Source organism: Bradyrhizobium sp. AUGA SZCCT0105 (assembly GCF_018129565.1).
In the GTDB taxonomy this organism is placed as follows: Bacteria; Pseudomonadota; Alphaproteobacteria; order Rhizobiales; family Xanthobacteraceae; genus Bradyrhizobium.
This window is the reverse complement of sequence record NZ_JAFCMK010000012.1, coordinates 72,349-93,422: the sequence shown is the minus strand read 5'-3', so window position 1 is coordinate 93,422 and position 21,074 is coordinate 72,349. Positions and strand designations below refer to the sequence as shown.

General features: G+C 66.1%; 17 protein-coding genes. 11 read left to right on the top strand and 6 right to left on the bottom strand.

All coding sequences use genetic code 11. The features are described 5' to 3' along the window. Nucleotides 1–106 precede the first annotated feature (106 nt). Entirely contained in the window at nucleotides 107–1,735 is a 1,629-nt protein-coding gene (mdlC, locus tag JQ573_RS35500) for a benzoylformate decarboxylase (protein WP_212319484.1), read from the top strand. A gap of 107 nt (nucleotides 1,736–1,842) precedes the next feature. On the opposite strand, the gene JQ573_RS35495 is transcribed toward mdlC, so the two are convergent. Further along, the gene (locus JQ573_RS35495) at nucleotides 1,843–3,390 is read right to left on the bottom strand and encodes a 4-hydroxyphenylacetate 3-hydroxylase family protein (protein ID WP_212319481.1); all 1,548 of its coding nucleotides are present in this window, start codon (nucleotides 3,388–3,390) and stop codon (nucleotides 1,843–1,845) included. Between the two features lie 81 nt (nucleotides 3,391–3,471). On the opposite strand from JQ573_RS35495, the gene JQ573_RS35490 reads away from it, so the two are divergent. Further along, on the top strand, nucleotides 3,472–4,092 hold the full coding sequence (locus tag JQ573_RS35490) for a TetR/AcrR family transcriptional regulator (RefSeq protein WP_212319479.1): 621 nt from the start codon (nucleotides 3,472–3,474) through the stop codon (nucleotides 4,090–4,092). A gap of 166 nt (nucleotides 4,093–4,258) precedes the next feature. On the opposite strand, the gene JQ573_RS35485 is transcribed toward JQ573_RS35490, so the two are convergent. Both JQ573_RS35485 and trhA read right to left on the bottom strand, forming a co-directional pair. After that, nucleotides 4,259–5,053 (bottom strand): SDR family oxidoreductase, encoded by a 795-nt coding sequence (locus JQ573_RS35485; RefSeq protein WP_212319477.1) that lies wholly within the window; start codon nucleotides 5,051–5,053, stop codon nucleotides 4,259–4,261. A 248-nt stretch (nucleotides 5,054–5,301) separates the two neighbouring features. Then, entirely contained in the window at nucleotides 5,302–5,994 is a 693-nt protein-coding gene (gene trhA, locus JQ573_RS35480; protein WP_212319476.1) for a PAQR family membrane homeostasis protein TrhA, read from the bottom strand. Nucleotides 5,995–6,176: 182 nt separating this feature from the next. On the opposite strand from trhA, the gene JQ573_RS35475 reads away from it, so the two are divergent. Together JQ573_RS35475 and JQ573_RS35470 are read left to right on the top strand one after the other, a co-directional pair. After that, nucleotides 6,177–7,640, top strand: coding sequence for a YcjX family protein (locus JQ573_RS35475; protein WP_212319474.1), 1,464 nt, complete (start codon nucleotides 6,177–6,179; stop codon nucleotides 7,638–7,640). Then, a complete protein-coding gene (locus JQ573_RS35470; RefSeq protein WP_212319472.1) occupies nucleotides 7,637–8,668 on the top strand; it encodes a YcjF family protein in 1,032 nt (343 codons plus the stop codon). The genes JQ573_RS35475 and JQ573_RS35470 overlap by 4 nt, the downstream gene beginning before the upstream one ends. 115 nt (nucleotides 8,669–8,783) lie before the next feature. Here JQ573_RS35470 and JQ573_RS35465 read toward each other — a convergent pair whose 3' ends face one another. Further along, a complete protein-coding gene (locus tag JQ573_RS35465; protein WP_212319563.1) occupies nucleotides 8,784–10,301 on the bottom strand; it encodes a glycosyltransferase family 39 protein in 1,518 nt (505 codons plus the stop codon). 226 nt (nucleotides 10,302–10,527) lie between these two features. Here JQ573_RS35465 and JQ573_RS35460 point away from each other — a divergent pair, with 226 nt between their 5' ends. From JQ573_RS35460 to JQ573_RS35440, 5 genes are all read left to right on the top strand, one after another. Then, entirely contained in the window at nucleotides 10,528–12,264 is a 1,737-nt protein-coding gene (locus JQ573_RS35460) for an adenylate/guanylate cyclase domain-containing protein (protein WP_212319470.1), read from the top strand. Nucleotides 12,265–12,426: 162 nt separating this feature from the next. Next, nucleotides 12,427–12,654, top strand: a complete 228-nt coding sequence (locus JQ573_RS35455) for a hypothetical protein (protein WP_176529489.1) — start codon at nucleotides 12,427–12,429, stop codon at nucleotides 12,652–12,654. Between the two features lie 219 nt (nucleotides 12,655–12,873). Then, nucleotides 12,874–14,073, top strand: a complete 1,200-nt coding sequence (locus tag JQ573_RS35450; protein WP_212319468.1) for a molybdopterin-dependent oxidoreductase — start codon at nucleotides 12,874–12,876, stop codon at nucleotides 14,071–14,073. A gap of 11 nt (nucleotides 14,074–14,084) precedes the next feature. After that, entirely contained in the window at nucleotides 14,085–14,396 is a 312-nt protein-coding gene (locus JQ573_RS35445) for a cytochrome c (RefSeq protein WP_212319466.1), read from the top strand. Between the two features lie 282 nt (nucleotides 14,397–14,678). Further along, complete coding sequence (locus tag JQ573_RS35440; RefSeq protein ID WP_021079749.1) at nucleotides 14,679–14,879, top strand: cold-shock protein; 201 nt, start codon at nucleotides 14,679–14,681, stop codon at nucleotides 14,877–14,879. A 316-nt stretch (nucleotides 14,880–15,195) separates the two neighbouring features. Here JQ573_RS35440 and JQ573_RS35435 read toward each other — a convergent pair whose 3' ends face one another. Both JQ573_RS35435 and JQ573_RS35430 read right to left on the bottom strand, forming a co-directional pair. Next, nucleotides 15,196–15,762 (bottom strand): hypothetical protein, encoded by a 567-nt coding sequence (locus JQ573_RS35435; protein WP_249132677.1) that lies wholly within the window; start codon nucleotides 15,760–15,762, stop codon nucleotides 15,196–15,198. A 175-nt stretch (nucleotides 15,763–15,937) separates the two neighbouring features. After that, on the bottom strand, nucleotides 15,938–16,402 hold the full coding sequence (locus JQ573_RS35430; protein WP_212319462.1) for an Lrp/AsnC ligand binding domain-containing protein: 465 nt from the start codon (nucleotides 16,400–16,402) through the stop codon (nucleotides 15,938–15,940). A gap of 135 nt (nucleotides 16,403–16,537) precedes the next feature. On the opposite strand from JQ573_RS35430, the gene putA reads away from it, so the two are divergent. Further along, complete coding sequence (gene putA, locus JQ573_RS35425; RefSeq protein ID WP_212319460.1) at nucleotides 16,538–19,549, top strand: bifunctional proline dehydrogenase/L-glutamate gamma-semialdehyde dehydrogenase PutA; 3,012 nt, start codon at nucleotides 16,538–16,540, stop codon at nucleotides 19,547–19,549. Nucleotides 19,550–19,853: 304 nt separating this feature from the next. Continuing rightward, nucleotides 19,854–21,059: a CaiB/BaiF CoA-transferase family protein gene (locus JQ573_RS35420; RefSeq protein WP_212319458.1), complete on the top strand. Its 1,206-nt coding sequence runs from the start codon at nucleotides 19,854–19,856 to the stop codon at nucleotides 21,057–21,059. Nucleotides 21,060–21,074: the final 15 nt, after the last annotated feature.

The window sequence follows — 21,074 nt, the reverse complement described above, 5'->3', positions numbered from 1 at the left end:
TGCGGCGGCTTGACATCATCAGGCAATCCATCGAGAGGTGGATTGCCTTTCCGCTTTTGCTCCGGGCAATGACGGAACGTAACAAGACAGTAATGGGAGCCGCCCGATGTCGTCTCGCAAACCCGCCGCCAGCAAAGGCAAGACCGTCACCGTCAAGGACGCCACCTTCGGCCTCCTGCGCGCGTGGGGCATCAAAAAGGTGTTCGGCAATCCCGGTTCGACCGAGCTGCCGTTCCTGAGCGACTGGCCCGACGACATCGACTATGTGCTCGGCCTGCAGGAGGCCTCCGTCGTCGGGATGGCCGACGGCTATGCGCTGGCGACGCGCAATGCCGGTTTCGTCAATCTGCATTCGGCGGCCGGCGTCGGCAACGCGCTCGGCAACATCTACAACGCCTATCGCAACCAGACCCCGCTGGTGATCACCGCCGGCCAGCAGGCGCGCTCGATCATGCCGCTGCAGGCCTTCCTTTATGCCGAACGCGCCTCCGAATTCCCGCGGCCTTACGTGAAATTCGCGGTCGAGCCGGCGCGCGCCGAAGACGTGCCCGCCGCGATCGCGCGCGCCTATTACGTCGCCATGCAGCCGCCCTGCGGGCCGACCTTCGTCTCGGTGCCGATCGACGACTGGGCGCATGCGACGCAGCCGCTCGATGCGCGCCAGGTCAGCCGCGAGGTCGGCCCCGATGCGGCCGCGATGCAGGCGCTGGTGGCCGCGCTCGGCGAGGCCAAGCGCCCTGCCCTCGTCGTCGGTCCTGCCGTCGATCGTGCCGAGGCTGTGGGCCTCATGGTTGACGTCGCCGAGAAGACGAAGGCCGCGGTCTGGGCCAGCCCGTTCTCGGCGCGCTGCTCGTTCCCCGAGCGGCATCCGCAATTTGCCGGCTTCCTGCATGCCGCACCGGGCCAGCTCTCCGATGCCTTGCGCGATCACGATCTCGTCGTCGTGGTCGGCGCACCGGTCTTCACCTTCCATGTCGAGGGCCATGCCGCGATCTTCGACGGCGCGACCACGATCTTCCAGATCACCGACGATCCCGATGCCGCCGCGATGACGCCGACCGGCCACAGCATCGTCGCCACCATGAAGCCGGCGCTGACGGCGCTGCTCGAGATGCTGCCCGAGACCAGGCGCACCGCATCGCCGGGCCGCGTCCTGCCGCCAGCGCCCGCGGCCGGCGACCCGATCCCTGCCGAATACGCGCTGCATGCACTCTCGGTCGCGATGGGACCGCACGATGCGCTGGTCGAGGAGGTGCCGTCGCATCGCCCGCTGATGCAGAAGGCGATGCCGATGCGCGGCCAGGACAGCTTCTACACCATGGCGAGTGGCGGCCTCGGCTACAGCCTGCCCGCTGCGGTCGGCATGGCGCTCGGCCGCCGCGAGGGGCGCACGGTCTGCCTGATCGGCGACGGCTCGGCGATGTATTCGATCCAGGCGCTGTGGACTGCCGCGCAGCGCAAGCTGCCGCTGACGGTCGTTGTGATGAACAATTCCGGCTACGGCGCGATGCGCTCGTTCAGCCAGGTAATGCAGGTGCGCAACGTACCGGGCCTCGACCTGCCCGGCATCGATTTCGTCAAGCTCGCCGAAGGCATGGGCTGTGATGCAATGCGGGTGACGAAATCGACCGAGCTTCCGGGCGCCTACCGGCGCGCCCTCTCGCATCAGGGCGCCAGCCTGATCGAGGTGATGGTGGATTCCGCGGCGCCGCTGCTCTACGCGCAGAAGAGCTGAGTGGCGAGAAGGCCGATCCGTCGGATGGGTAGAGCGCAGCGAAACCCATCATCTGCGCCGCGGATGCAAATTGATGGGTTTCGCTTCGCTCTACCCATCCTACGAGACTACGACGAGAGTACGTGTTGCTCCTCCAGCACCCGCTCCGATGGCGCCGGCACCTCGCAGCCGGTGGCGCAGCAGCGGCCGGGCTGCTTCGAGACCCGCTGTCCTTCGTCGACAAGGCCGCGGCCGAGCAGATTCTCGACCAGCTCGGCCTTCTCCATGACCGGATAGTTGCGCCAGATCTCGCGCTTCATCGCCTCCGGCGAGCCGCCGCCGTGCAGCGAGATCACCGAGTACCAGCCGGCTTCGTGCGACACCGTGAGGTCCTCGATCAGCCGCGCCACCTCGGCGCGCTGCTCAGCCGGAATATCGGGCCGCCCGCCCATGACAGCGGCGAGCGAGGCGCGCGTCTCCGGATTGTGGTCCTCGTCAGGACCCGGCAGCGCGACGATCAACCCGCCGGAGACGTAGTGCGCGACGCGGTGCATGTCGTAGATCTTGGTCGCCAGCAGCAGCTTGCCGATGTTGGAGAATACCGCATCGGGCATCACCGAGCCGGCCGGATCCTTGGTGCAATAGACCGAGGACGCGACGCCGCAGGCATAGAAGCTCTCGGTGATGGTGATGAGCTCGACCATCGCCTCGCGGATATGCGCGTGCTTCTCGGCATCGAGCCCGTTGGCCTCGATCATCAGCGCGCCGGCGCCGATCAGGAGATCACCGAAGCCGGCACGCGCACCGATGCAGGAGTGGCGGTGATGCGTGGCGTAGGACGTGGTGAGGAAACCGCCCTCCTCGGTCTCGCCGGCGAGGAAGACGCGGTCATGCGGCACGAACACGTCGTCGAACATCACGACGCCGACCGACTGGCCATACTTCGCCGAGAATTTCGCCGATGCATCGCCGGGCCGGCCCGCCGGGCGCGCGACGATGGTGACGCCGGGCGCATCGACAGGCACGGCGCAACAGACCGCGAAATCCCTGTCATCGGGCACATGGGTGCGGCAGGGCATGACCAGGAATTCGTGCATGTAGGGCGCGCCGGTGACGATCGCCTTGGTGCCGCGGATCACGATGCCGTCGGGGCGCCGCTCCTTGATGTGGACATAGACGTCCGGGTTGGCTTGCAGGCCCGGGCGCTTGGAGCGGTCGCCCTTGGCGTCGGTCATGGCAATACCGAGCGTCAGGTCCTGGTCCTGCACCTCGTGCAGATAGTTGAGGAAGCGCTGGCTGTAGTCGGTGCCGTGGCGATCGTCGGCCAGCTTGGTCGCCTGATAGAGGCCATTGAGCGCATCGTGGGCGAGGTAGCGCTGGGCACAGCCCGACGTCCTGCACACCAGCCGCACCGCCTCGAGCTTGTACAGCAGGTCCTGCGAGCTCTCATTGATGTGGAGCATGCGGTTGACGGTCTTGCCCGAGGTACCCTGCCGCGCTGTCATGATCGGCACGTGCTCGGCGCGATGCGCGAAATCGTAGGTCACGCCGACGCCGGCCACGCCCGGCGCCAGCAACGGCTCGTCGGCAACGCTCGCCACGGCCGCGCCATTGACGAACACGCGCGGCTTGTAGCGGCGCAGGGATTCCCGGTAGTCCGCGGCCGTCATCAGCATGGCATTTCTCCCTTGCTCATTTATTTTAACGTCGTTAAATTATCTAACGCTGTTAAAATTGAGTCAAGAACGGATTCGCCGATGCAGATGCGCGAGAGCAGGAAGGAAGCGGTCGGCCGCCACAAGCGGGAGCTGATCCTGGATGCCGCGCGAAGCGTGTTCGCGGAAGAAGGGCTCGAGGGTGCGAGCCTGCGGGCGATCGCGACACGGGCCGGCTACACCCCGGCGGCGCTGTATTTCCACTTCGATTCCAAGGAAGCGATCTATGCCGAGGTGCTGCGGCAATCGCTGGCCTCGCTCGGTGAAGCCGTCAGCGCGGCGGTCGCGACGACGCGCGGCGCCAAACAGAGGCTGCACGCCGCCGGCATGGGCTTCTTCCGCTATTATGCGGACCACCCGCGCGACCTCGATCTCGGCTTCTATCTGTTCCGCGGCGGCATGAAGCCGGCCGGGCTGGGCCACGACCGCGACCACGAGCTGAACGCCGCGCTGGAGGCGGCGCTACATCCGATCGCCGAAGCCGCCGAGGCGCTCGGGGCGTCCAGACAGAAGGCAAACACCGTGATGGTGGATTGCTTCGCCCACGCCACAGGCCTGCTGCTGTTGCTGCACACCGGCCGCATCAGGATGTTCGGCGCCTCCGCGCCCGATCTGATGGACGCGTATCTGCGCGACAAGATTGCGCAACTCGCGAGGGTGTGAGGCCACCTCACGCGAGGATGACACCGGCGGAAGTTTCGTAGCCCGGATGAAGCGGAGCGAAATCCGGGATTCATGCGCGCACGCTCGACCCGGATTACGCTGCGCTCCATCCGGGCTACGGATCCCAAGATTCCGGGTTCGCTTCGCGCCCCGGAATGACCTTCGGTTACTTCCCCTGCGCTTCCCGCATCTTGGCCTGAATCTTGGCCATGCCGCCGATCCAGCGGTCGTAGTTCTCGGTCTTCTTGCGCATGTAGCCGAGCACCTGCGGGTGCGGCAGGATCAGGAAGGTCTCCTGCTCGATACCCCTCAGCGCGTCCTGTGCGACCTGCTCCGCCGTGAGATCGCCGTCGCCGGATTGCGGACCCTTCGGGATCGAGCGCAGCATGTTGGTGTCGACGCCCTGCGGGCAGAGGATCGAGACCTTGATGTTGTCGGCGCGGTGCGAGATCGCGAGGTTTTCGGCAAAGCCGACCGCGGCGTGCTTGGTGGTCGAATAGGCCGGGCTGCCGACCTGCGACAGCAGGCCCGCCGCGGAGATCGTGTTGAGGAAATAACCGCCGCCGCGCGCCTTCATGCGCGGCACCAGATGCCGCGCGGCATAGACATGCGCCATCACATGGATCGCCCAGCTCCGCGACCACGGCTCGTCCGAGGTGCCGCCGGCATTTTTCGACAGCGGATCGAAGCCGCCGCCGATCCCGGCATTGGAGCAGAACAGCGCGATCGGGCCGAACATGCGCTCGGTCTCGTCGATCACGTGCAGGATGTTCTTCTCCTGCCCGACATCGCACTTGAACGCGGCACCGCCGACCGAGGCCGCGACCTGCTCGGCCGCCGCATGGTCGAGGTCGACCACCACGACCTTGGATGCGCCCGCGGCGTGGAACGCCTCGCACAACGCCTTGCCGATGCCATTGCCACCGCCGGTGACCACCACAACCTTACCTGCCACCTGCATGGCTATCCTCCCGATATCTTTGCTTGCACACTGTCGCTTTGCTCACCCATCTATCTATCCCGTCATCCTGAGGAGCGCGGAGCGCGTCTCGAAGGATGCACGGCCCGGCTGGTGGCGTCGACCCTTCGAGACGCGCGTATCGCGCTCCTCCAGCGACAACGGCTTCGCCGTTGCGCGGGGGTGACGGGAGAGAGCAGGACGGGCCTACGGACTTATGATAGCCCATCCGCCGCAGATGGCGAGAAACTTCAGCTCGCCAGCACGACGTCGAACACCGCCGTGTAGTGACAGGCGGCCCCAAGCAGCACGAAGCCGTGCCAGATCGCATTCTGGAAGCGCAGCCGCCGCCAGGAGTGGAAGATCACCCCGAAGCTGTAGAGAATGCCACCCGCCAGCACGAAGCCGAGCGCCTTGGCCGGCAATGCCTTGACGACGGCGTCGTAGAGCATGACGCCGCTCCAGCCCATCGCAAGATAAAGCCCGACCGCGAGCCGGTCGAAGCGGCCGGGATAGGCGAGCTTCAGCCAGATGCCGACGATTGCCACGCACCACACGCCGATCAGCAGCGCGATGGCAAAATAACTGTCCTTCAGTTCCACGATGAACGGCGTGTAGGTCGCGGCGATCAACAGATAGATCGCGGAGTGATCGAAGCGACGGAGCACCCATTTGGCGCGCGACACCGGCCAGAGATTATAGGTCGCCGACAGCGTCAGCATCGCGAGCAGGCCCGCGACGTAGACCGAGACCACGGCAATATCGAACGGGCCGGCATAGACCGCGGTCAGCACGATCAGCGCGGTGGCGGCAACCAGCCCGAAACAGACACCGACGAGATGGACGACTCCGTCGGCGATCAGCTCGGCGCGGTCGTAGTTCCACAGCGCGGCGCCGGCCGCGTGGATCGAGGTCGAGATTTGCTTCAGGCGAAAGACCGTCATGCAGGCTTTCCGGTGTGCCGATTTGACCATGGGGTAGCGTGACGCGTTCAATCCCCCTGCAATCCCTCGCCTGCAAAGGCGCCGGAAATGTGAAGCTTGATTTTGGCTCGATAATCGCCAACTTGCGGGTGATCGCCCGCCTTTTTTTGGCTCCTCCTGCCAGGTCTTTTCGTTAACCCTCCATGCCCCCCCGCTTCTCTGATATCGTCGAGGAAGCGCGTCTGTCGGCGCGGGCGCTGCTCGACTATAGCGAGGGCCTTTTCAAGCCGACGGTGCGGCTCGGCGTCACCGGCCTGTCGCGGGCCGGCAAGACCGTGTTCATCACCGCGCTGGTGCACGGCCTGACCCGTGGCGGCCGCTTCCCGGTGTTCGAGGCCTATACCTCGGGGCGGATCGCGCGCGCCTATCTCGCCCCGCAGCCCGACGATGCGGTGCCGCGCTTCGCCTACGAGAATCATGTCCGCACCCTGATCGAGGAGCGGAGCTGGCCGAGCTCGACCACCGACATCTCCGAGCTTCGCCTCGTGATCGAGTATCAGCGGCAAAATGGCGCGGACCGCACGCTGACCCTCGACATCGTCGACTACCCCGGCGAGTGGCTGCTCGACCTGCCGCTGCTGAACAAGAGTTACGAGCAATGGTCGGCGGAGAGCCTTGCATTGTCGCGCGAGCCGTTGCGCGCAAAGCTCGCGGCGCCCTGGCACACCCATCTCGCAACGCTGAAGCCCGAGGCCAAAGAGGACGAGCAGGCCGCACGCACCGAAGCAAGATTGTTCACCGATTATCTGCGCGCCTGCCGCGACGAGCGTTTCGCGATGAGCTTGCTGCCGCCCGGCCGTTTCCTGATGCCGGGCAATCTCGCCGAAACACCGGCGCTGACCTTTGCGCCGCTCGACGTGCCCGTGGACGGCAGCGCGCCCGACGGCTCGCTATGGGCAATGATGCGGCGGCGCTACGAGGCCTACAAGGACGTCGTGGTGCGGCCGTTCTTCCGCGATCACTTCGCGCGGCTCGACCGCCAGATCGTGCTGGCCGATGCGCTGGCCGCATTCAATGCCGGCCCCGAGGCGCTGCACGATCTCGAGGCCGCGCTCGCCGGCATCCTCGACTGCTTCCGGATCGGCCGCGGCACGATCCTGAGCGCGCTGTTCCGGCCGCGCATCGACCGCATCCTGTTCGCGGCGACCAAGGCCGACCATCTGCATCACCAGAGCCACGACCGGCTGGAAGCCGTGCTGCGGCGGATCGTGGCCAAGGCTGCCGAGCGCGCCGAATATGCCGGCGCTGCCATCGACGTGGTGGCGCTCGCCGCGGTGCGCGCCACGCGCGAGGCGCAGGTCGCACGCGGCCGCGACCGGCTGCCCTCGATCCTCGGCACGCCGGCGCGGGGCGAGGTCGCCAATGGCGGGACACTGGATGGCGAAACTGAAGTTGCGACCTTTCCGGGCGACCTGCCCGACAATCCGGAGGAGCTGTTCAACGGCGGATTCCGCGGCCTCTCGAGCGCCGGCGCCGAGGCCGCCGATTATCGTTTCCTGCGCTTCCGGCCGCCGAAGCTGGAACGAGGCGGCGACGCGGAACCGACGCTGCCTCACATCCGCCTTGACCGCGCCCTCCAGTTCCTGATCGGAGACAAACTGCAATGAACGAGAAGACGCCCCCGCGGCGGCCGGCGACGTTCAAGCTCGACGATCCCGGCGTGGTCGTGATGGATCCGGACGACAGCGGCCGCCTCACCCGCGGCACGATCCAGATCGTGCCCGAGGCCGAGCCCGCGCAGCTGCCGGTGCCGGTTGATACGCCGCTGCTGCCGGCACGCCGCGGCTTCCGCTGGGGCACGCTGTTCTGGAGCGCGGTCGCGGGCCTCGTGGTGCTCGGCACCGGGCTTGGCGTCATCAACCTGGTCGAGGATCTGTTCGCGCGCAACGAGGGCCTCGGCGTCCTCGGGCTCGGGCTCGCGGTCATCGCCACGGTGGCGCTCGCGGTCGTCACCATGCGCGAGCTGGTCGGCCTGGCGCGGCTGGCGACCGTCGAGAAGCTGCATCTGCGCGCCGCCGAGGTGCTGATCAGCGACGACCGCGCCGCGAGCCGCGCTGTTGTCGCCGACCTGCTCAAGCTCGCGCACCAGACCCCGCAGCTCGCCCGCGCCCGCAGCGCGTTGCAGAGCCACACCGACGACATCATCGACGGCGCCGACATGATCCGCCTCGCCGAGCGGGAATTGATGGCGCCGCTCGACGAGGAGGCGCGGCGGCTGGTGTCGACGGCGGCGCAGCGCGTCTCCGTCGTCACCGCGGTCAGCCCGCGCGCGATGATCGACGTGCTGTTCGTGTTCGTGGCGAGCTTGCGGATGATCCGCCAGCTGGCACGGCTGTATGGCGGCCGGCCCGGCGCGCTCGGCATGATCCGCCTGTTGCGTCACGTCATCGCGCATCTGGCGATCACCGGCGGCATGGCCGCGAGCGACAGCCTGATCCAGCAGATGCTCGGCCACGGCATCGCGGCAAAACTCTCGCAGCGGCTCGGCGAAGGCATGCTCAACGGCCTGTTGACCGCGCGCCTCGGCCTCGCCGCGATCGACGTGACCCGCCCGCTCCCCTTCAACGCGCTGCCGCGCCCCGCGCTGACCGATCTGGCGAAAGACCTGATCCGCAAGCGCGAGGAAGAGGAATAGGGGTCTTCGCCTCGCCCCGCTTGCGGGGAGAGGCCTGATCGCATCGCCAGATGCGATCAGGGTGAGGGGGAGTCTCCACGAGTCTGTCCCTCACCGTCACTGCGGAGACTCCCCCTCATCCCGACCTTCTCCGCGCAGGCGGGGAGAAGGAGAAGGCCAGCACGCGCCAGCGGAAGAACGTCGTGTCCGGCGGCGGCGACAGATCGGGTGTCCAGCCGCTGATCTTCTCCAGCGCATAGGTGTCCATCACCATGCCGCGCCAGCTTCGCGTCACACGCTCCAGCGGCTGGCGCACCGCCGATGTCTCGCTCCACAGCGGCAGGTTGTTCTCGGGCTCGCGCCCGACATAGATGCCGACGTGATCCCTCATCAAGTTCATGCCGGGATCAGCAAAGCCTTGGAAGCGGCCGCGCTCGTTGATTTCGACGACCGGCACCCGCCCGCGCAGCATCCAGCGCAGCATCGCATAGGTGCGGTAATCCGTGGTCGCGACCCAGGTCGCGCCGGTCGCCTGCACCTGCGCCATGGTATGCGCAGCCACTACATCATAGCCCGCCTCAGTGCCGATCGGATCGGTACGGCCGATCAGATTCCACGGCGCGAACATGTAATATAGGAAGACGCAGACGACGAAGACGATGCCCGATGTGATCGCAGTCCGCGCCCAGGACACGGTCGATTTGACGAGCCCGACCGACCAGCCCTCGAACGGCATCCGCGTGACGTTGATGGCAACCGCCGCAAAGCCCGCCGGCCACAGAAACATCGGCCAGGTGTCGCCGACCCGCAAGGTCAGCGATTTCCAGAGGAAATATACGAACGGCACCAGCACCGTGGTTGCGAGCAGGATCGCGACCGGCTCGCGCCTGACATAGCCGCGCCATGCCGTCAGCACTGTCCCGAACAGCGTCACCGGCAGCAGCACGAAGCCGACCAGGCCGAACTGCATGCCGATGAACTCGCCGAGCGTACGGAACGTGAGATCGCGCTCGACGGTGGCGCGCACCGCCTGGAAGCGGAACGAGGCCCAGTCATGCTCGGCATTCCAGATCAGCACCGGCGAGAACACGACGATCGCGATCAGCGCGGCGAGGTAGGGATACGGACTGCGCAGCCAGCGCCAGCGCCAGTCCGGCACCAGCGCAAAGGCGAGCACCGCCGGCGCGAACATGATCGCGGTGAATTTCGACAGCAGCGACAGCCCGGCGAACAGCCCCGCGGCGAGCCACCAGCGCCCGTCATTGCTTTGCGCGAGCCGCACCAGCGACCACAGCATCGCAACCGAAAACGGGATCAGCGCCGTGTCGGGCGCGACCTTGGCCATTAACAATCCGTAATAGAGCGCCGCCTCCGGCAGCAGCAGCGTGAGCATCACGGCGCGGACATTGTTGGATGTCACGCGGCGGACGATGTCGGCGAGCAGCAGCTGGGTGGCCAGCATCGCCACGATGCCACCGAGGCGGACGCCGAGATTAGTGTCGCCGAGGATCGCTGTGCCAAAACGGATGAACCAGGCGACCATCGGAGGATGGTCAAGGAAGGACAGCACGTTTTCCTTCGACCAGGTCCAGTAATAGGCCTCGTCGGTGCGCAGATCGAGCGCATGGGCATAGACCAGCCGCATCGCAGTCATGACGACGATCACGGCGATGACGCCACGCCAATCCGGCGCGCGCGAACGGGCCGGCTTAACGCTGATGTTATCGGCTCCGGATTGGGCTGGGGCTATCGTCACGGCGCTTTTTGTTCGACTCTTAACGGAGTGTCAACGTGCCGCACGGCCAGCTACCGCGGCCCACCCGGACCCGCGGTGGTGTTCAGCTCGGGAATTAAGCACTAGAATTGCTGATATGAATCACATGGCCTCCCCCTCGCGCGAACATTTGCAGGACATGGCCCGCGGCATCGGCCAGCGGCAGGTTCGCCTGGTCACGGGGGCGATCATGTTCGCCTACCTGATCAGCCATTTCCTCAACCATGCGCTCGGCAATATCTCGACCGAGGCGATGGCGATCGGGGTGCATTACCACACCGAGTTCTGGCAGTTCCTGCCGGTCGCGATCGTGTTCTATTCTGCATGCCTGGTGCACACCGGCCTCGGCATCTGGGCGCTGTATCAGCGCCGCGAGTTCCACTGGAAGGCGATCGAGCCGCTGCAGCTGGTGCTCGGCCTGAGCATCCCGGTCTTCATCATCATCCACATCGTCGGCGTGCGGCTAGGCCAGACCCTGTACGGGCACGAAAAGCTCTACCCGCAGGAGCTCTATACCTTCTTCATCGCCTCGCCGGCCCGGCTGTGGCTAATGTTTGCGGTGCTGCTGATCGCCTGGGTGCATGGCTGCATCGGGCTGTATTTCTGGCTGCGGCTGCGCGCGTTCTTCCGGTGGGCTGCGCCGTTCCTGCTGGCCACGGCGGTGCTGATCCCGACGCTGGCAATGCTCGGCATCTATCAGGGCGGCCGCGCCACGATGGAGGACTATCAGGATCCCGACTGGCGGCGCGAGGAGCTGTCGGTGCAGAAGCTCGGCACGGCGGCCCAGGCTGCCACGCTCGAGAAGATCACAGGTGGCCTGACATCCGGCTATCTCGCCCTGCTCGGCCTCGTGCTGCTGGCGCGGGGCGCGCGTGCCCTGCTTGAGCGCCGCGGCGGCATGATCGCGCTGTCCTATGGCAACGGCCGCACGCTGCGGGTGCCAAAGGGATTGAGCGTGCTGGAGGCGAGCCTGCGCTACAACGTGCCGCATGCGAGCGTCTGCGGCGGCCGTGCGCGCTGCTCGACCTGCCGCATCCGCATCATCGGCGATCACGCCGCCCTCCCCGAGCCTTCCCCGCGCGAAGCCTTCGTGCTGCACCGGGTCGGCACCGACGATCCGTCGATCCGGCTGGCCTGCCAGTTACGGCCGACCACCGACCTGGCCTTCTTTCAGCTGTTCCTGCCGCACACGATGTCGGCCAATACGCACGCCTCCAATCCGACGCGGGTCGGCCAGGAGCGTTATCTCGTCAGCATGTTCGTCGACATGCGCGGCTCGACGCAGCTTGCCGAGAAGCGGCTGCCGTTCGACACCGTGTTCATCGTCAACCGCTTCCTCGGCGCGGTGTCGCAGGCGGTGCTGGAAGCCGGCGGCCGGCCCAACCAGTTCATCGGCGACGGCATGCTGGCGCTGTTCGGGCTCAGCACCGACCGGCAGCTGGCCTGCCGCCAGGCGCTGCGCGCGGCGGCGCTGATCGCAGCCAATATCGACGAGCTGAACCAGTTTCTCAGCCACGATTTGCGCGAGCCGATCCGCTTCGGCATCGGCATCCATGGCGGCGAGGTGATCGTCGGCGACATCGGCTATCGCGACCACATGGTGTTCACCGCGCTCGGCGACGCCGTCAACGTCGCGGCACGGCTGCAGGACATGACGAAGGCGCTGGCCTGCGAGGCGGTGATCTCCGACGAGGTGCGCGTCACCGCAGGGCTCGCCGACGATGCCCTGCCGGCGCAGGAGGTCGCGATCCGCGGCCGCAACGCGCCGATGACCGTGCGCACCGTCGAGGCGACGCGCGTCCTGTCCACGCTGGTCGATGACCGGCACGCTGTCGCGGCCTGACCAGTTCATCTCCCTCTTCACCGAATGTGACCTGCCGCACATCCGAAGCTGCGTTCAGCAGAGATGCTCGAACGTGCCCGGTGCCGGATGCGACTGACTGGCGATGGGTAACACTGCAACCGCGCCGCGACAGAGTTCAACGCGCATCTGAAGGAGACGACCATGCTTCGCAAAGTCACGCTTGCTCTCGCGACTGCCGCAACGCTTGCTGCCGCCGCGCTGGCGCCGACCTCGGCTTCGGCCAAGCCGTTCTTCTGGCATCCGTACCACCATCACTTCTGGGGCGGCCCCGGCATCTCCGTCGGCTTCGTCGACTCCGGCTGCTACGTCACCCGCCTGGTGATGACGCCCTACGGCTATCGCTATCGCACCGTGAACGTCTGCTACTGATCGAACCTTCTTCTCGACGGAAATGCCCCGGTCGTCTGATGCGGCCGGGGCTTTTCGTTGTTGCGACGCAGCGGCAGTGGACGCTGCGAAAGCTCAATTGACTTGCAGTTGCCCGATGCGACATTTGTCGCCGCGCGCATTCCATGATGCGAAGGCGCGCAAGCCAAGGTGAGCCTGGTGATGACCAGCTCACGACAGAACAGCTTCGGAGGAAGCGGAATGCTCGATCGACGAGACTTGATGAAGCGCGCCGGGTTGGCCGCTTTGGTGACGGGGCTGGGATCAAGGGGCGCATTCGCCCTCGACACCGTGACGCTGCCCTTCGGCAATGGCGAACGCCCGCTGGTGCGCTACCCGCAGAAGCGCCCGATGATCGGCCTGACCGCCCGGCCACCGCAGCTGGAAACGCCATTTGCGATCTTCAACGACGGTCCGCTCACGCCGAACAACGCGTTCTTCGTCCGCTATCACCTCGCCGGCATCCCCTACGATCTGGATCCGGACAAGTTCACGCTGGAGATCAAGGGCAAGGTCGACAAGCCCGTGAGGCTGTCGCTGAAGGAGATCCGGAAGCTGAAGGCGACCGATCTCGTCGCCGTCAACCAGTGCTCCGGCAACAGCCGCGGCTTCTTCAATCCGCGCGTCGCCGGCGGCCAGCTCGGCAACGGCGCGATGGGCTGTGCACGCTGGCACGGCGTGCCGCTGAAGACCGTGCTCGACATGGCCGGCGTGCAGGCCGGCGCCAAGCAGGTCACCTTCAATGGCATGGACGGTCCGGTGATGGACACGACGCCCGACTTCGTGAAGGCGCTCGACATCGACCATGCGCGCGACGGCGAGGTGATGCTGGCCTGGGGCATGAACGGCGAGGACCTGCCGTTCCTCAACGGCTTCCCGCTCCGCCTCGTGGTGCCCGGCTATTACGGCACCTATTGGGTCAAGCACCTCAACGAGATCACCGTGATCGACAACGTGTTCGAGGGCTTCTGGATGAAGTCGGCCTACCGAATTCCGGACACGCCGAACAATGCGGTCGAGCCCGGCACTGCACCAAAGGCGACGATCCCGATCAACCGCTTCACGGTGCGTTCATTCATCACCAGCGTTGCCGACGGCGCCAAGCTGAAGGCCGGCCGCACCACGCTGCGCGGCATCGCCTTCGACGGCGGCAAGGGCATCAAGGAGGTCGCGGTCTCGATCGACGGCGGCAAGAGCTGGACGCCGGCCAAGCTCGGCAAGGATCTCGGCAAATACGCTTTCCGTGAATGGAAGCTGAAAGTGGCACTTCCGGCCGGCGCCTCGGAGCTGAAGGTGCGCGCCACCAACAATGCCGGCGACAGCCAGCCGATGGATCCGTTGTGGAATCCCGCCGGCTATCTGCGCAACGTCGTCGAAACCGTGCGCGTCACCGCGGCGTGAGGAGAAGCATCATGACCAGCAAGCTGCTTCCCTCCCTCGCCGCGATCGCCATGCTGTCGATCGGCACAGCTGTTGCCGCGCCCGTCAACTACGCGCTTCCCGAGGAGACTGCGACCTTCAAGCCCGGTCCCAACCTCGACTTGGTGCAGAACAACTGCACCGCCTGCCACTCGGCCGACTACATCAAGACCCAGCCGCAGGGCGAGAAGTTCAAGAAGGACTTCTGGCAGGCCGAGGTGACCAAGATGATCAAGGTCTACGGCGCGCCGATCGACCAGGCCGACGTCGGCAAGATCGTCGAGTATCTTTCCGCGACCTATTGAGACGCGGCTGATCCATCCCCCGCGCGCCGGCCGAACGCCCGCGCGCGGGGCTATTGATCCAATTTGGTTCAGTGGAACGACCTTTTTTGCAGCGCATCAATTGACCACGAAACAGGCAATCCGCCGCCAAAACCCTGCAAAGCGGGTTGTTTCCGGGCAAAAACACACCGTGGTTTGATCTACCCAGCTTTTTTCAAACTGCTATCCTGTGCGGTACGGACAAGCCGGTTTGTGCGGGGACCGACTGGTCTGTTTTCGATTGATTCCGCGGAGACGACTGGAATGCCCAAAGGTACAGTGAAGTGGTTCAACCCGACCAAGGGTTATGGATTCATCCAGCCCGCAACAGGCGGCAAGGACATTTTCGTTCATATTTCAGCAGTTCAGAAGGCCGGTCTTCAGAGCCTCAACGAAGGCCAGTCCGTTGAATACGAAGAGATTGCCAATCGCGGCAAGACATCAGCCGAGAACCTCAAGGTCTAGCGCACCGCGCAAGATCCAGCGGCGCACTCTCGGACACGATCCGGGAGTGAGGGCCGATCCAACATCACACGACGTGACGTTCGGCGGAGCGGGCACGGCGCCCGCGCGCCACGGCGTTGAACTTTTTTCGGCCGCCACCGATCGCGTGCCGCTATTGGCCATTTGACCATTACATCCGGCACCGCCCCATTGCTGTGGCCGGCCGCACGTCAGCCTCACAGACAATCGCGGGATGTGTCTCTCTCCATCATGCCCGGGCGGTGACGGAAAATGCTGCGCCGTGAACGCAACGCGCGCGGCGGGAACGTTCAGCCGCTCAATCTTCCGTCACCCATTTGGCGACGGTCATGACGTCAGGCGGTTGCAGATAGCCGCGGGGCCAGAGATCGACGGCCCATTCCACCTTGGTGGCGCGTTCGAGCAGAACGGCGGTGTTGTGCGGCGTTTGGCCCAGCGAAAATCCGCGATAGTGGGGATCCCCGACGTCATGGAACTTGAACAGGTTCCACGACTGCATCACCAGCATCAGGCTGGTCGTGTTGCGCGTCGTGTCCCAGCAATCGTAATTGTGCTTGTCGTCGTTGGCGCGGAAGTCCGCTTTCGCCACGCGCTTGTCGGTGCCGAGGATCGGCCCCATCCGACGGTCGAACCAGATCACGGCCTTCTGCACGGCCGCGCGTTCGGCGGCGGCGTTGGCGCGGCCCATGGCCATGATCCTGGCCAAGGCCGCCCGGTCGGCTCCGCTGAAGTCGAGCATCTCGCGGCGCCGGCAGACGAAGCCGTAGCACACCGTCATCGCCGAGGCCGACGGTGGATAGATCGAGACCGATGTATAGAGCTGCATGATGCCGGAGCTGAACTCGGCCGCGCGGGACGGCGTCATCGCGGAGAGGGACAAGACGGCTGCGCATAACGCGCCGGCAACCCCGGTTCGCTTCGCACCTATCGGCTGATTGGCATCGTCCATGTTGCGGCCCCCAACTGAGGGCAGAATTATCGCGGGTGCGTCGCGATGCCAAGACATCCTGCGCATGGCTGTGGATCAGATCCGGAGCCCATCAGCCGACCGGAAGCGGCGCGTCGCGCTTGACTTCCTCCATCACCGCGTAGGTTCGCGTCTCGCGCACGCCCGGCAGCGCCAGCAGGGTCTCGCCGAGAAACCTGCGATAGGCGGTCATGTTGGCGACGCGCGCCTTGACCAGATAGTCGAAGCCGCCGGCCACCATGTGACACTCCAGCACTTCCGGCGCGATCTGGACTGCCTTGGCGAAGCGCTCAAACACATCGGGCGTGGTCTTGTCGAGCAGCACCTCGACGAACACCAGGAGGCCGAGGCCGAGCCGGTGCGGATTGAGCCGCGCGCCATAGCCCTCGACGAAGCCGTCGCGCTGCAAGCGCTTCAACCGCTCGCCAACCGAGGTCGGCGACAGGCCAATCCTCTCGGCCAGTTCCACATTGGCAATCCGGCCATCCCCTTGCAGGATCGAGAGGATTTTGCGGTCTATCTTGTCTATCTCTGTCATATATAAGGCAATACCTGACTTGATCCTTATTCTCTAAGGCAAATATGCTAATTTGTCTATCGAACTACGGTGCGACCGCGCGTAGGTGTTCCCGTGCAACCCCAAGGAATCGCCAAGGACCGCCAAGGAACCGCCATGCCAGACCCGTCCCCGCTCCCGCCCCCGTTCAGCGCGCCCTACGCCCCCGATGACACCGCGATCGCCGGCCGCCTGCGCCAGGACGCCAGGCTTGGCGCGGACCAGGAGGCCGGGGTCGACCGCACCGCGCGGCGCCTGATCGAGGCGATCAGGGCCAACGACGATCCGCTCGGCGGGGTCGAGGACATGCTTCGCGAGTTTGCGCTGTCGACCAAGGAGGGCCTGGCGCTGATGGTACTGGCGGAGGCGCTGCTGCGGGTGCCCGACGCGCGCACCGCCGACCAGTTCATCGAGGACAAGCTCGGCCAGGGCGACTTCGTCAACCACGAGACCAGATCGAGCGCGTTCATGGTCAACGCCTCGGCCTGGGCGCTCGGCATGTCGGCCCGCGTGATCCAGCCCGGCGAGACGCCGCAGGGCACGATCGGGCGGCTGACCAAGCGGCTCGGCGCGCCGGCAGTGCGTGCCGCAACCCGGCAGGCGATGCGGCTGATGGGCAGCCATTTCGTGCTCGGCGAGACCATCGAGGCGGCGCTGGCGCGGGCGCAATCACACACCGCGCGCGGCTCGCGCTATTCCTTCGACATGCTCGGCGAGGGCGCCCGCACCGCCGACGATGCCTGCCGCTATTTCGAATCCTACGCCCGCGCGATCGACGCGATCGGCAAGGCGGCCGGCGATCAGGCCCTGCCCGACCGGCCCGGCATCTCCGTCAAACTCTCCGCGCTGCATCCGCGCTTCGAGGCGGTCAGCCACGCCCGGGTGATGACCGAGCTGGTGCCGCAGCTCATCGATCTGGCGCGCCGCGCCAAGGCGTTCGACCTCAACTTCACCGTCGATGCCGAGGAAGCCGACCGGCTGGAGCTGTCGCTCGACGTCATCGCCGCTGCGTTCGCCGATCCATCATTCGCCGGCTGGAGCGGTTTTGGGCTTGCGATTCAGGCCTATCAGAAGCGCGCCACTGAGGTGATCGATTATATCGATGCACTCACGCGGGCGCTCGACCGCAGGATGATGGTGCGGCTGGTCAAGGGCGCCTATTGGGACACCGAGATCAAGCGCGCGCAGGAGCGCGGGCTCGACGGCTATCCGGTGTTCACCCGCAAGGCGATGACCGACCTGAACTATGTCGCCTGCGCGCGAAAGCTGCTCGCGCTGCGGCCGCGGCTGTTTCCGCAGTTCGCCACCCACAACGCGCTGACGGTCGCGACCATCCTCGAACTGTCAGACGATCCCGCGAGCTTCGAATTCCAGCGGCTGCACGGCATGGGCGAGGCGCTCTACGCACAGCTCGACGAGGACAGGCCGGAGATCGCCCATCGCACTTATGCGCCGGTCGGCAGCCACCGCGACCTGCTCGCCTATCTGGTGCGCCGGCTGCTCGAGAACGGCGCCAACTCGTCCTTCGTGGCGCTGGCCGCGGATAATCGCGTATCCATCGTGGACCTGCTGCGCCGCCCGGCCGAGATCATCGGCGTCGACAACAATGCTGCTCACTCCGGAATTCCGTTGCCCGCCGATCTCTATCGGCCGCAGCGCGAGAATTCGCACGGCATCGAGTTCGGCGAACGAAAGGCGCTCGACGCGCTGACGTCTTCGATTGCCATCGAACCCAAGGCGGCGTCAGGCATGGTCGCGACGTCGACGGTCGAACAGGCGAATGCCGCGGTCGCCGCCGCCCGCGGCGGCTTCAAGGCGTGGAACGGTACCCCGGCCACCGAACGTGCGGCGATCCTTGAGAAGGCCGCGGACCTGCTCGAGCAGCGGCGCGCGCGCTTCCTCGCCTTGCTGCAGAGCGAAGGCGGCAAGACGCTCGACGACGCACTCTCGGAGGTGCGCGAGGCGATCGACTTCTGCCGCTACTATGCAGCGCTCGGCCGGAAGCTGTTCGGGCAAGGCGAGGCGATGCCCGGGCCGACCGGCGAAAGCAACATGCTGGAGCTGCGCGGCCGCGGCGCCTTCGTCGCGATCTCGCCATGGAATTTCCCGCTCGCGATCTTCCTCGGCCAGGTGACGGCCGCACTGATGGCCGGCAACGCGGTGATCGCAAAGCCGGCTGAGCAGACCCCGCGGATCGCGGCCGAGGCCATCGCCCTGCTGCATCAGGCCGGCGTGCCGGCAACGGCGTTGCATCTGGTTCAGGGCGACGGCGCGGCCGGCGCCGCGCTGGTCAGCCATCCCGGCATCGCCGGCGTGGTCTTCACCGGCTCGACGGACGTGGCGCGCTCGATCAACCGGACGCTGGCGGCCAAGGACGGCCCGATCGTACCGCTGATCGCCGAGACCGGCGGCATCAATGCAATGATCGTCGATGCCACTGCGCTGCCCGAGCAGGTCGCCGACGATGTCGTCACCTCCGCGTTCCGTTCCGCCGGCCAGCGCTGCTCGGCGCTGCGGCTGCTATTCGTGCAGGACGACGTCGCCGACCGCATGATCGAGATGATCGCCGGCGCCGCGCGCGAACTGAAGATCGGCGATCCCTCCGCACCGTCGACGCATATCGGACCCGTGATCGATGCCGAGGCCAAGCAGCGGCTCGACGCGCATATCGCGCGGATGAAGCAGGAAGCACGGGTGCATCTCGCCGGCGAGGCGCCGGCAGGCAATTTCGTCGCGCCGCATATCTTCGAGCTCTCGGCCGCAAGCCAACTGCGTGAGGAGGTGTTCGGCCCGATCCTGCATGTCGTGCGTTACCGTGCCGAGCGGTTCGGCGACGTGCTGGCGGCGATCGAGGCGACTGGATTTGGGCTCACGCTCGGCATCCACTCACGCATCGACGACACGATCGAGCACGTGATCGACCGCCTCCAGGTCGGCAACATCTATGTCAACCGCAACATGATCGGCGCGGTCGTCGGCGTGCAGCCGTTCGGCGGCAGCGGCCTCTCCGGCACCGGCCCCAAGGCCGGCGGCCCGCATTACCTGACGCGCTTCGCGACCGAGCAGACGGTGACGATCAACACCGCCGCCGCGGGCGGCAATGCGGCACTGATGGCGGGCGTGGAGTAAGTGGGTGCGCACCCTCCCCTGGAGGGGGAGGGTCGACGCGAATGAAATGAGCGGCGGGGTGGGGTGACAGTCTCTCCACTCGAACGCCGCCCGTGTTGAGAGATCACCCCACCCCGTTTCGCATTGCGCTTCGCTCCATGCGAACCGACCCTCCCCCTCCAGGGGAGGGTGAAAGGGAGGGTAAGAAAGTGCCGTTGCATCGTGCCCCCGAGATGGGTCAAATGGCGGTCCGATCGGGATCATCGCTTGCGATTATTCCAGCTACCGGAAAAACACCAACAAGCGCCACGGGAGCGACGGCACGATGGAAAAAGGCATTTTTGACGGGCTCAAGGTCCTGGACTGCGCGAGCTTCATCGCGGCGCCCGCGGCCGCCACCGTGCTCTCCGACTTCGGCGCCGACGTCATCAAGATCGAGCCGCCGGGCGCCGGCGACCCCTACCGCAATCTGCCCAACCTGCCCGGCTATCCTGCAAGCGAGCACAATTTCGCGTGGATGCTCGAGGCCCGCAACAAGAAGAGCCTCGCGCTCGACCTCACCAAACCGGACGCGCGCGAGGTGCTCTACAAGCTCGTCGCCGAGGCCGACGTGTTCATCACCAACATGCCGCCGCAGGTGCGCCAGAAGCTCGGCATCACCTACGATCATCTTGCCCATCTCAACGACCGGCTGATCTATGCCTCCTTCACCGGTTACGGCGAGAAGGGCGAAGAGGCCAACAAGCCCGGCTTCGACTCCAACGCCTATTGGGCCCGCTCCGGCCTGATGGATCTGGTGCGCGCCGACGAGGACACCACGCCGGCCCGTTCGGTCGCCGGTATGGGCGATCATCCCTGCGCGATGGCGTTCTACGGCGCGATCGTCACCGCGCTGTTCCAGCGCGAGAAGACCGGCAAGGGCTCGCATGTCTCGACCAATCTGATGGCCAACGGCGTCTGGGCCAACGGCGTGCTGGCGCAGGCCAAGCTCGCCGGCGCCAAGTTCAAGAAGCGCAAGCCGCGCGAAGAGGCGCTCAATGCCGTCACCAACCACTACAAGTGCAAGGACGGCCGCTGGCTGATCCTGTCGCTGCTCAACGAGGACCGGCAGTGGCCGACCCTGGCGCGCTGCATGGGCCGCGAGGACCTCCTCGCCGATGCGCGCTTCGCCACCAAGGCGGACCGCCATGCGCGCTCGGTCGAGCTGATCAAGATCTTCGACGCGGTGTTCGCCGGCAAGGATCTCGCCGAATGGCGCAAGATCCTCGACGGCAACGGCCTGGTGTTCGGCGTCGTCGGCATCCTCGACGACATCCCGAACGACAAGCAGATGATCGAGAACGAGGTGCTGGTGCGCTTCGAGAACGACACCATGCTGACCGTCAACAGCCCGATCTTCATCGACGGCGCCAGGAAGGTGCAGCCGCGCAAGCCGCCCGAGGTCGGCGAGCACTCCGATGAGATCCTGCGCCAGGCCGGCTACGACGAGGCCGCGATCCAGAAGCTGCGCGCGTCCGGCGCGGTGGCGTAGCCAAATCGAACCTGG

Excerpts from the sequence above, each read along its gene's own strand:
- mdlC (WP_212319484.1), top strand. The coding sequence starts at position 107 with ATGTCGTCTCGCAAACCCGCCGCCAGCAAAGGCAAGACCGTCACCGTC.
- JQ573_RS35495 (WP_212319481.1), bottom strand. The coding sequence starts at position 3,390 with ATGCTGATGACGGCCGCGGACTACCGGGAATCCCTGCGCCGCTACAAG.
- JQ573_RS35490 (WP_212319479.1), top strand. The coding sequence starts at position 3,472 with ATGCAGATGCGCGAGAGCAGGAAGGAAGCGGTCGGCCGCCACAAGCGG.
- JQ573_RS35485 (WP_212319477.1), bottom strand. The coding sequence starts at position 5,053 with ATGCAGGTGGCAGGTAAGGTTGTGGTGGTCACCGGCGGTGGCAATGGC.
- trhA (WP_212319476.1), bottom strand. The coding sequence starts at position 5,994 with ATGACGGTCTTTCGCCTGAAGCAAATCTCGACCTCGATCCACGCGGCC.
- JQ573_RS35475 (WP_212319474.1), top strand. The coding sequence starts at position 6,177 with ATGCCCCCCCGCTTCTCTGATATCGTCGAGGAAGCGCGTCTGTCGGCG.
- JQ573_RS35470 (WP_212319472.1), top strand. The coding sequence starts at position 7,637 with ATGAACGAGAAGACGCCCCCGCGGCGGCCGGCGACGTTCAAGCTCGAC.
- JQ573_RS35465 (WP_212319563.1), bottom strand. The coding sequence starts at position 10,301 with ATGACTGCGATGCGGCTGGTCTATGCCCATGCGCTCGATCTGCGCACC.
- JQ573_RS35460 (WP_212319470.1), top strand. The coding sequence starts at position 10,528 with ATGGCCTCCCCCTCGCGCGAACATTTGCAGGACATGGCCCGCGGCATC.
- JQ573_RS35455 (WP_176529489.1), top strand. The coding sequence starts at position 12,427 with ATGCTTCGCAAAGTCACGCTTGCTCTCGCGACTGCCGCAACGCTTGCT.
- JQ573_RS35450 (WP_212319468.1), top strand. The coding sequence starts at position 12,874 with ATGCTCGATCGACGAGACTTGATGAAGCGCGCCGGGTTGGCCGCTTTG.
- JQ573_RS35445 (WP_212319466.1), top strand. The coding sequence starts at position 14,085 with ATGACCAGCAAGCTGCTTCCCTCCCTCGCCGCGATCGCCATGCTGTCG.
- JQ573_RS35440 (WP_021079749.1), top strand. The coding sequence starts at position 14,679 with ATGCCCAAAGGTACAGTGAAGTGGTTCAACCCGACCAAGGGTTATGGA.
- JQ573_RS35435 (WP_249132677.1), bottom strand. The coding sequence starts at position 15,762 with ATGACGCCGTCCCGCGCGGCCGAGTTCAGCTCCGGCATCATGCAGCTC.
- JQ573_RS35430 (WP_212319462.1), bottom strand. The coding sequence starts at position 16,402 with ATGACAGAGATAGACAAGATAGACCGCAAAATCCTCTCGATCCTGCAA.
- putA (WP_212319460.1), top strand. The coding sequence starts at position 16,538 with ATGCCAGACCCGTCCCCGCTCCCGCCCCCGTTCAGCGCGCCCTACGCC.
- JQ573_RS35420 (WP_212319458.1), top strand. The coding sequence starts at position 19,854 with ATGGAAAAAGGCATTTTTGACGGGCTCAAGGTCCTGGACTGCGCGAGC.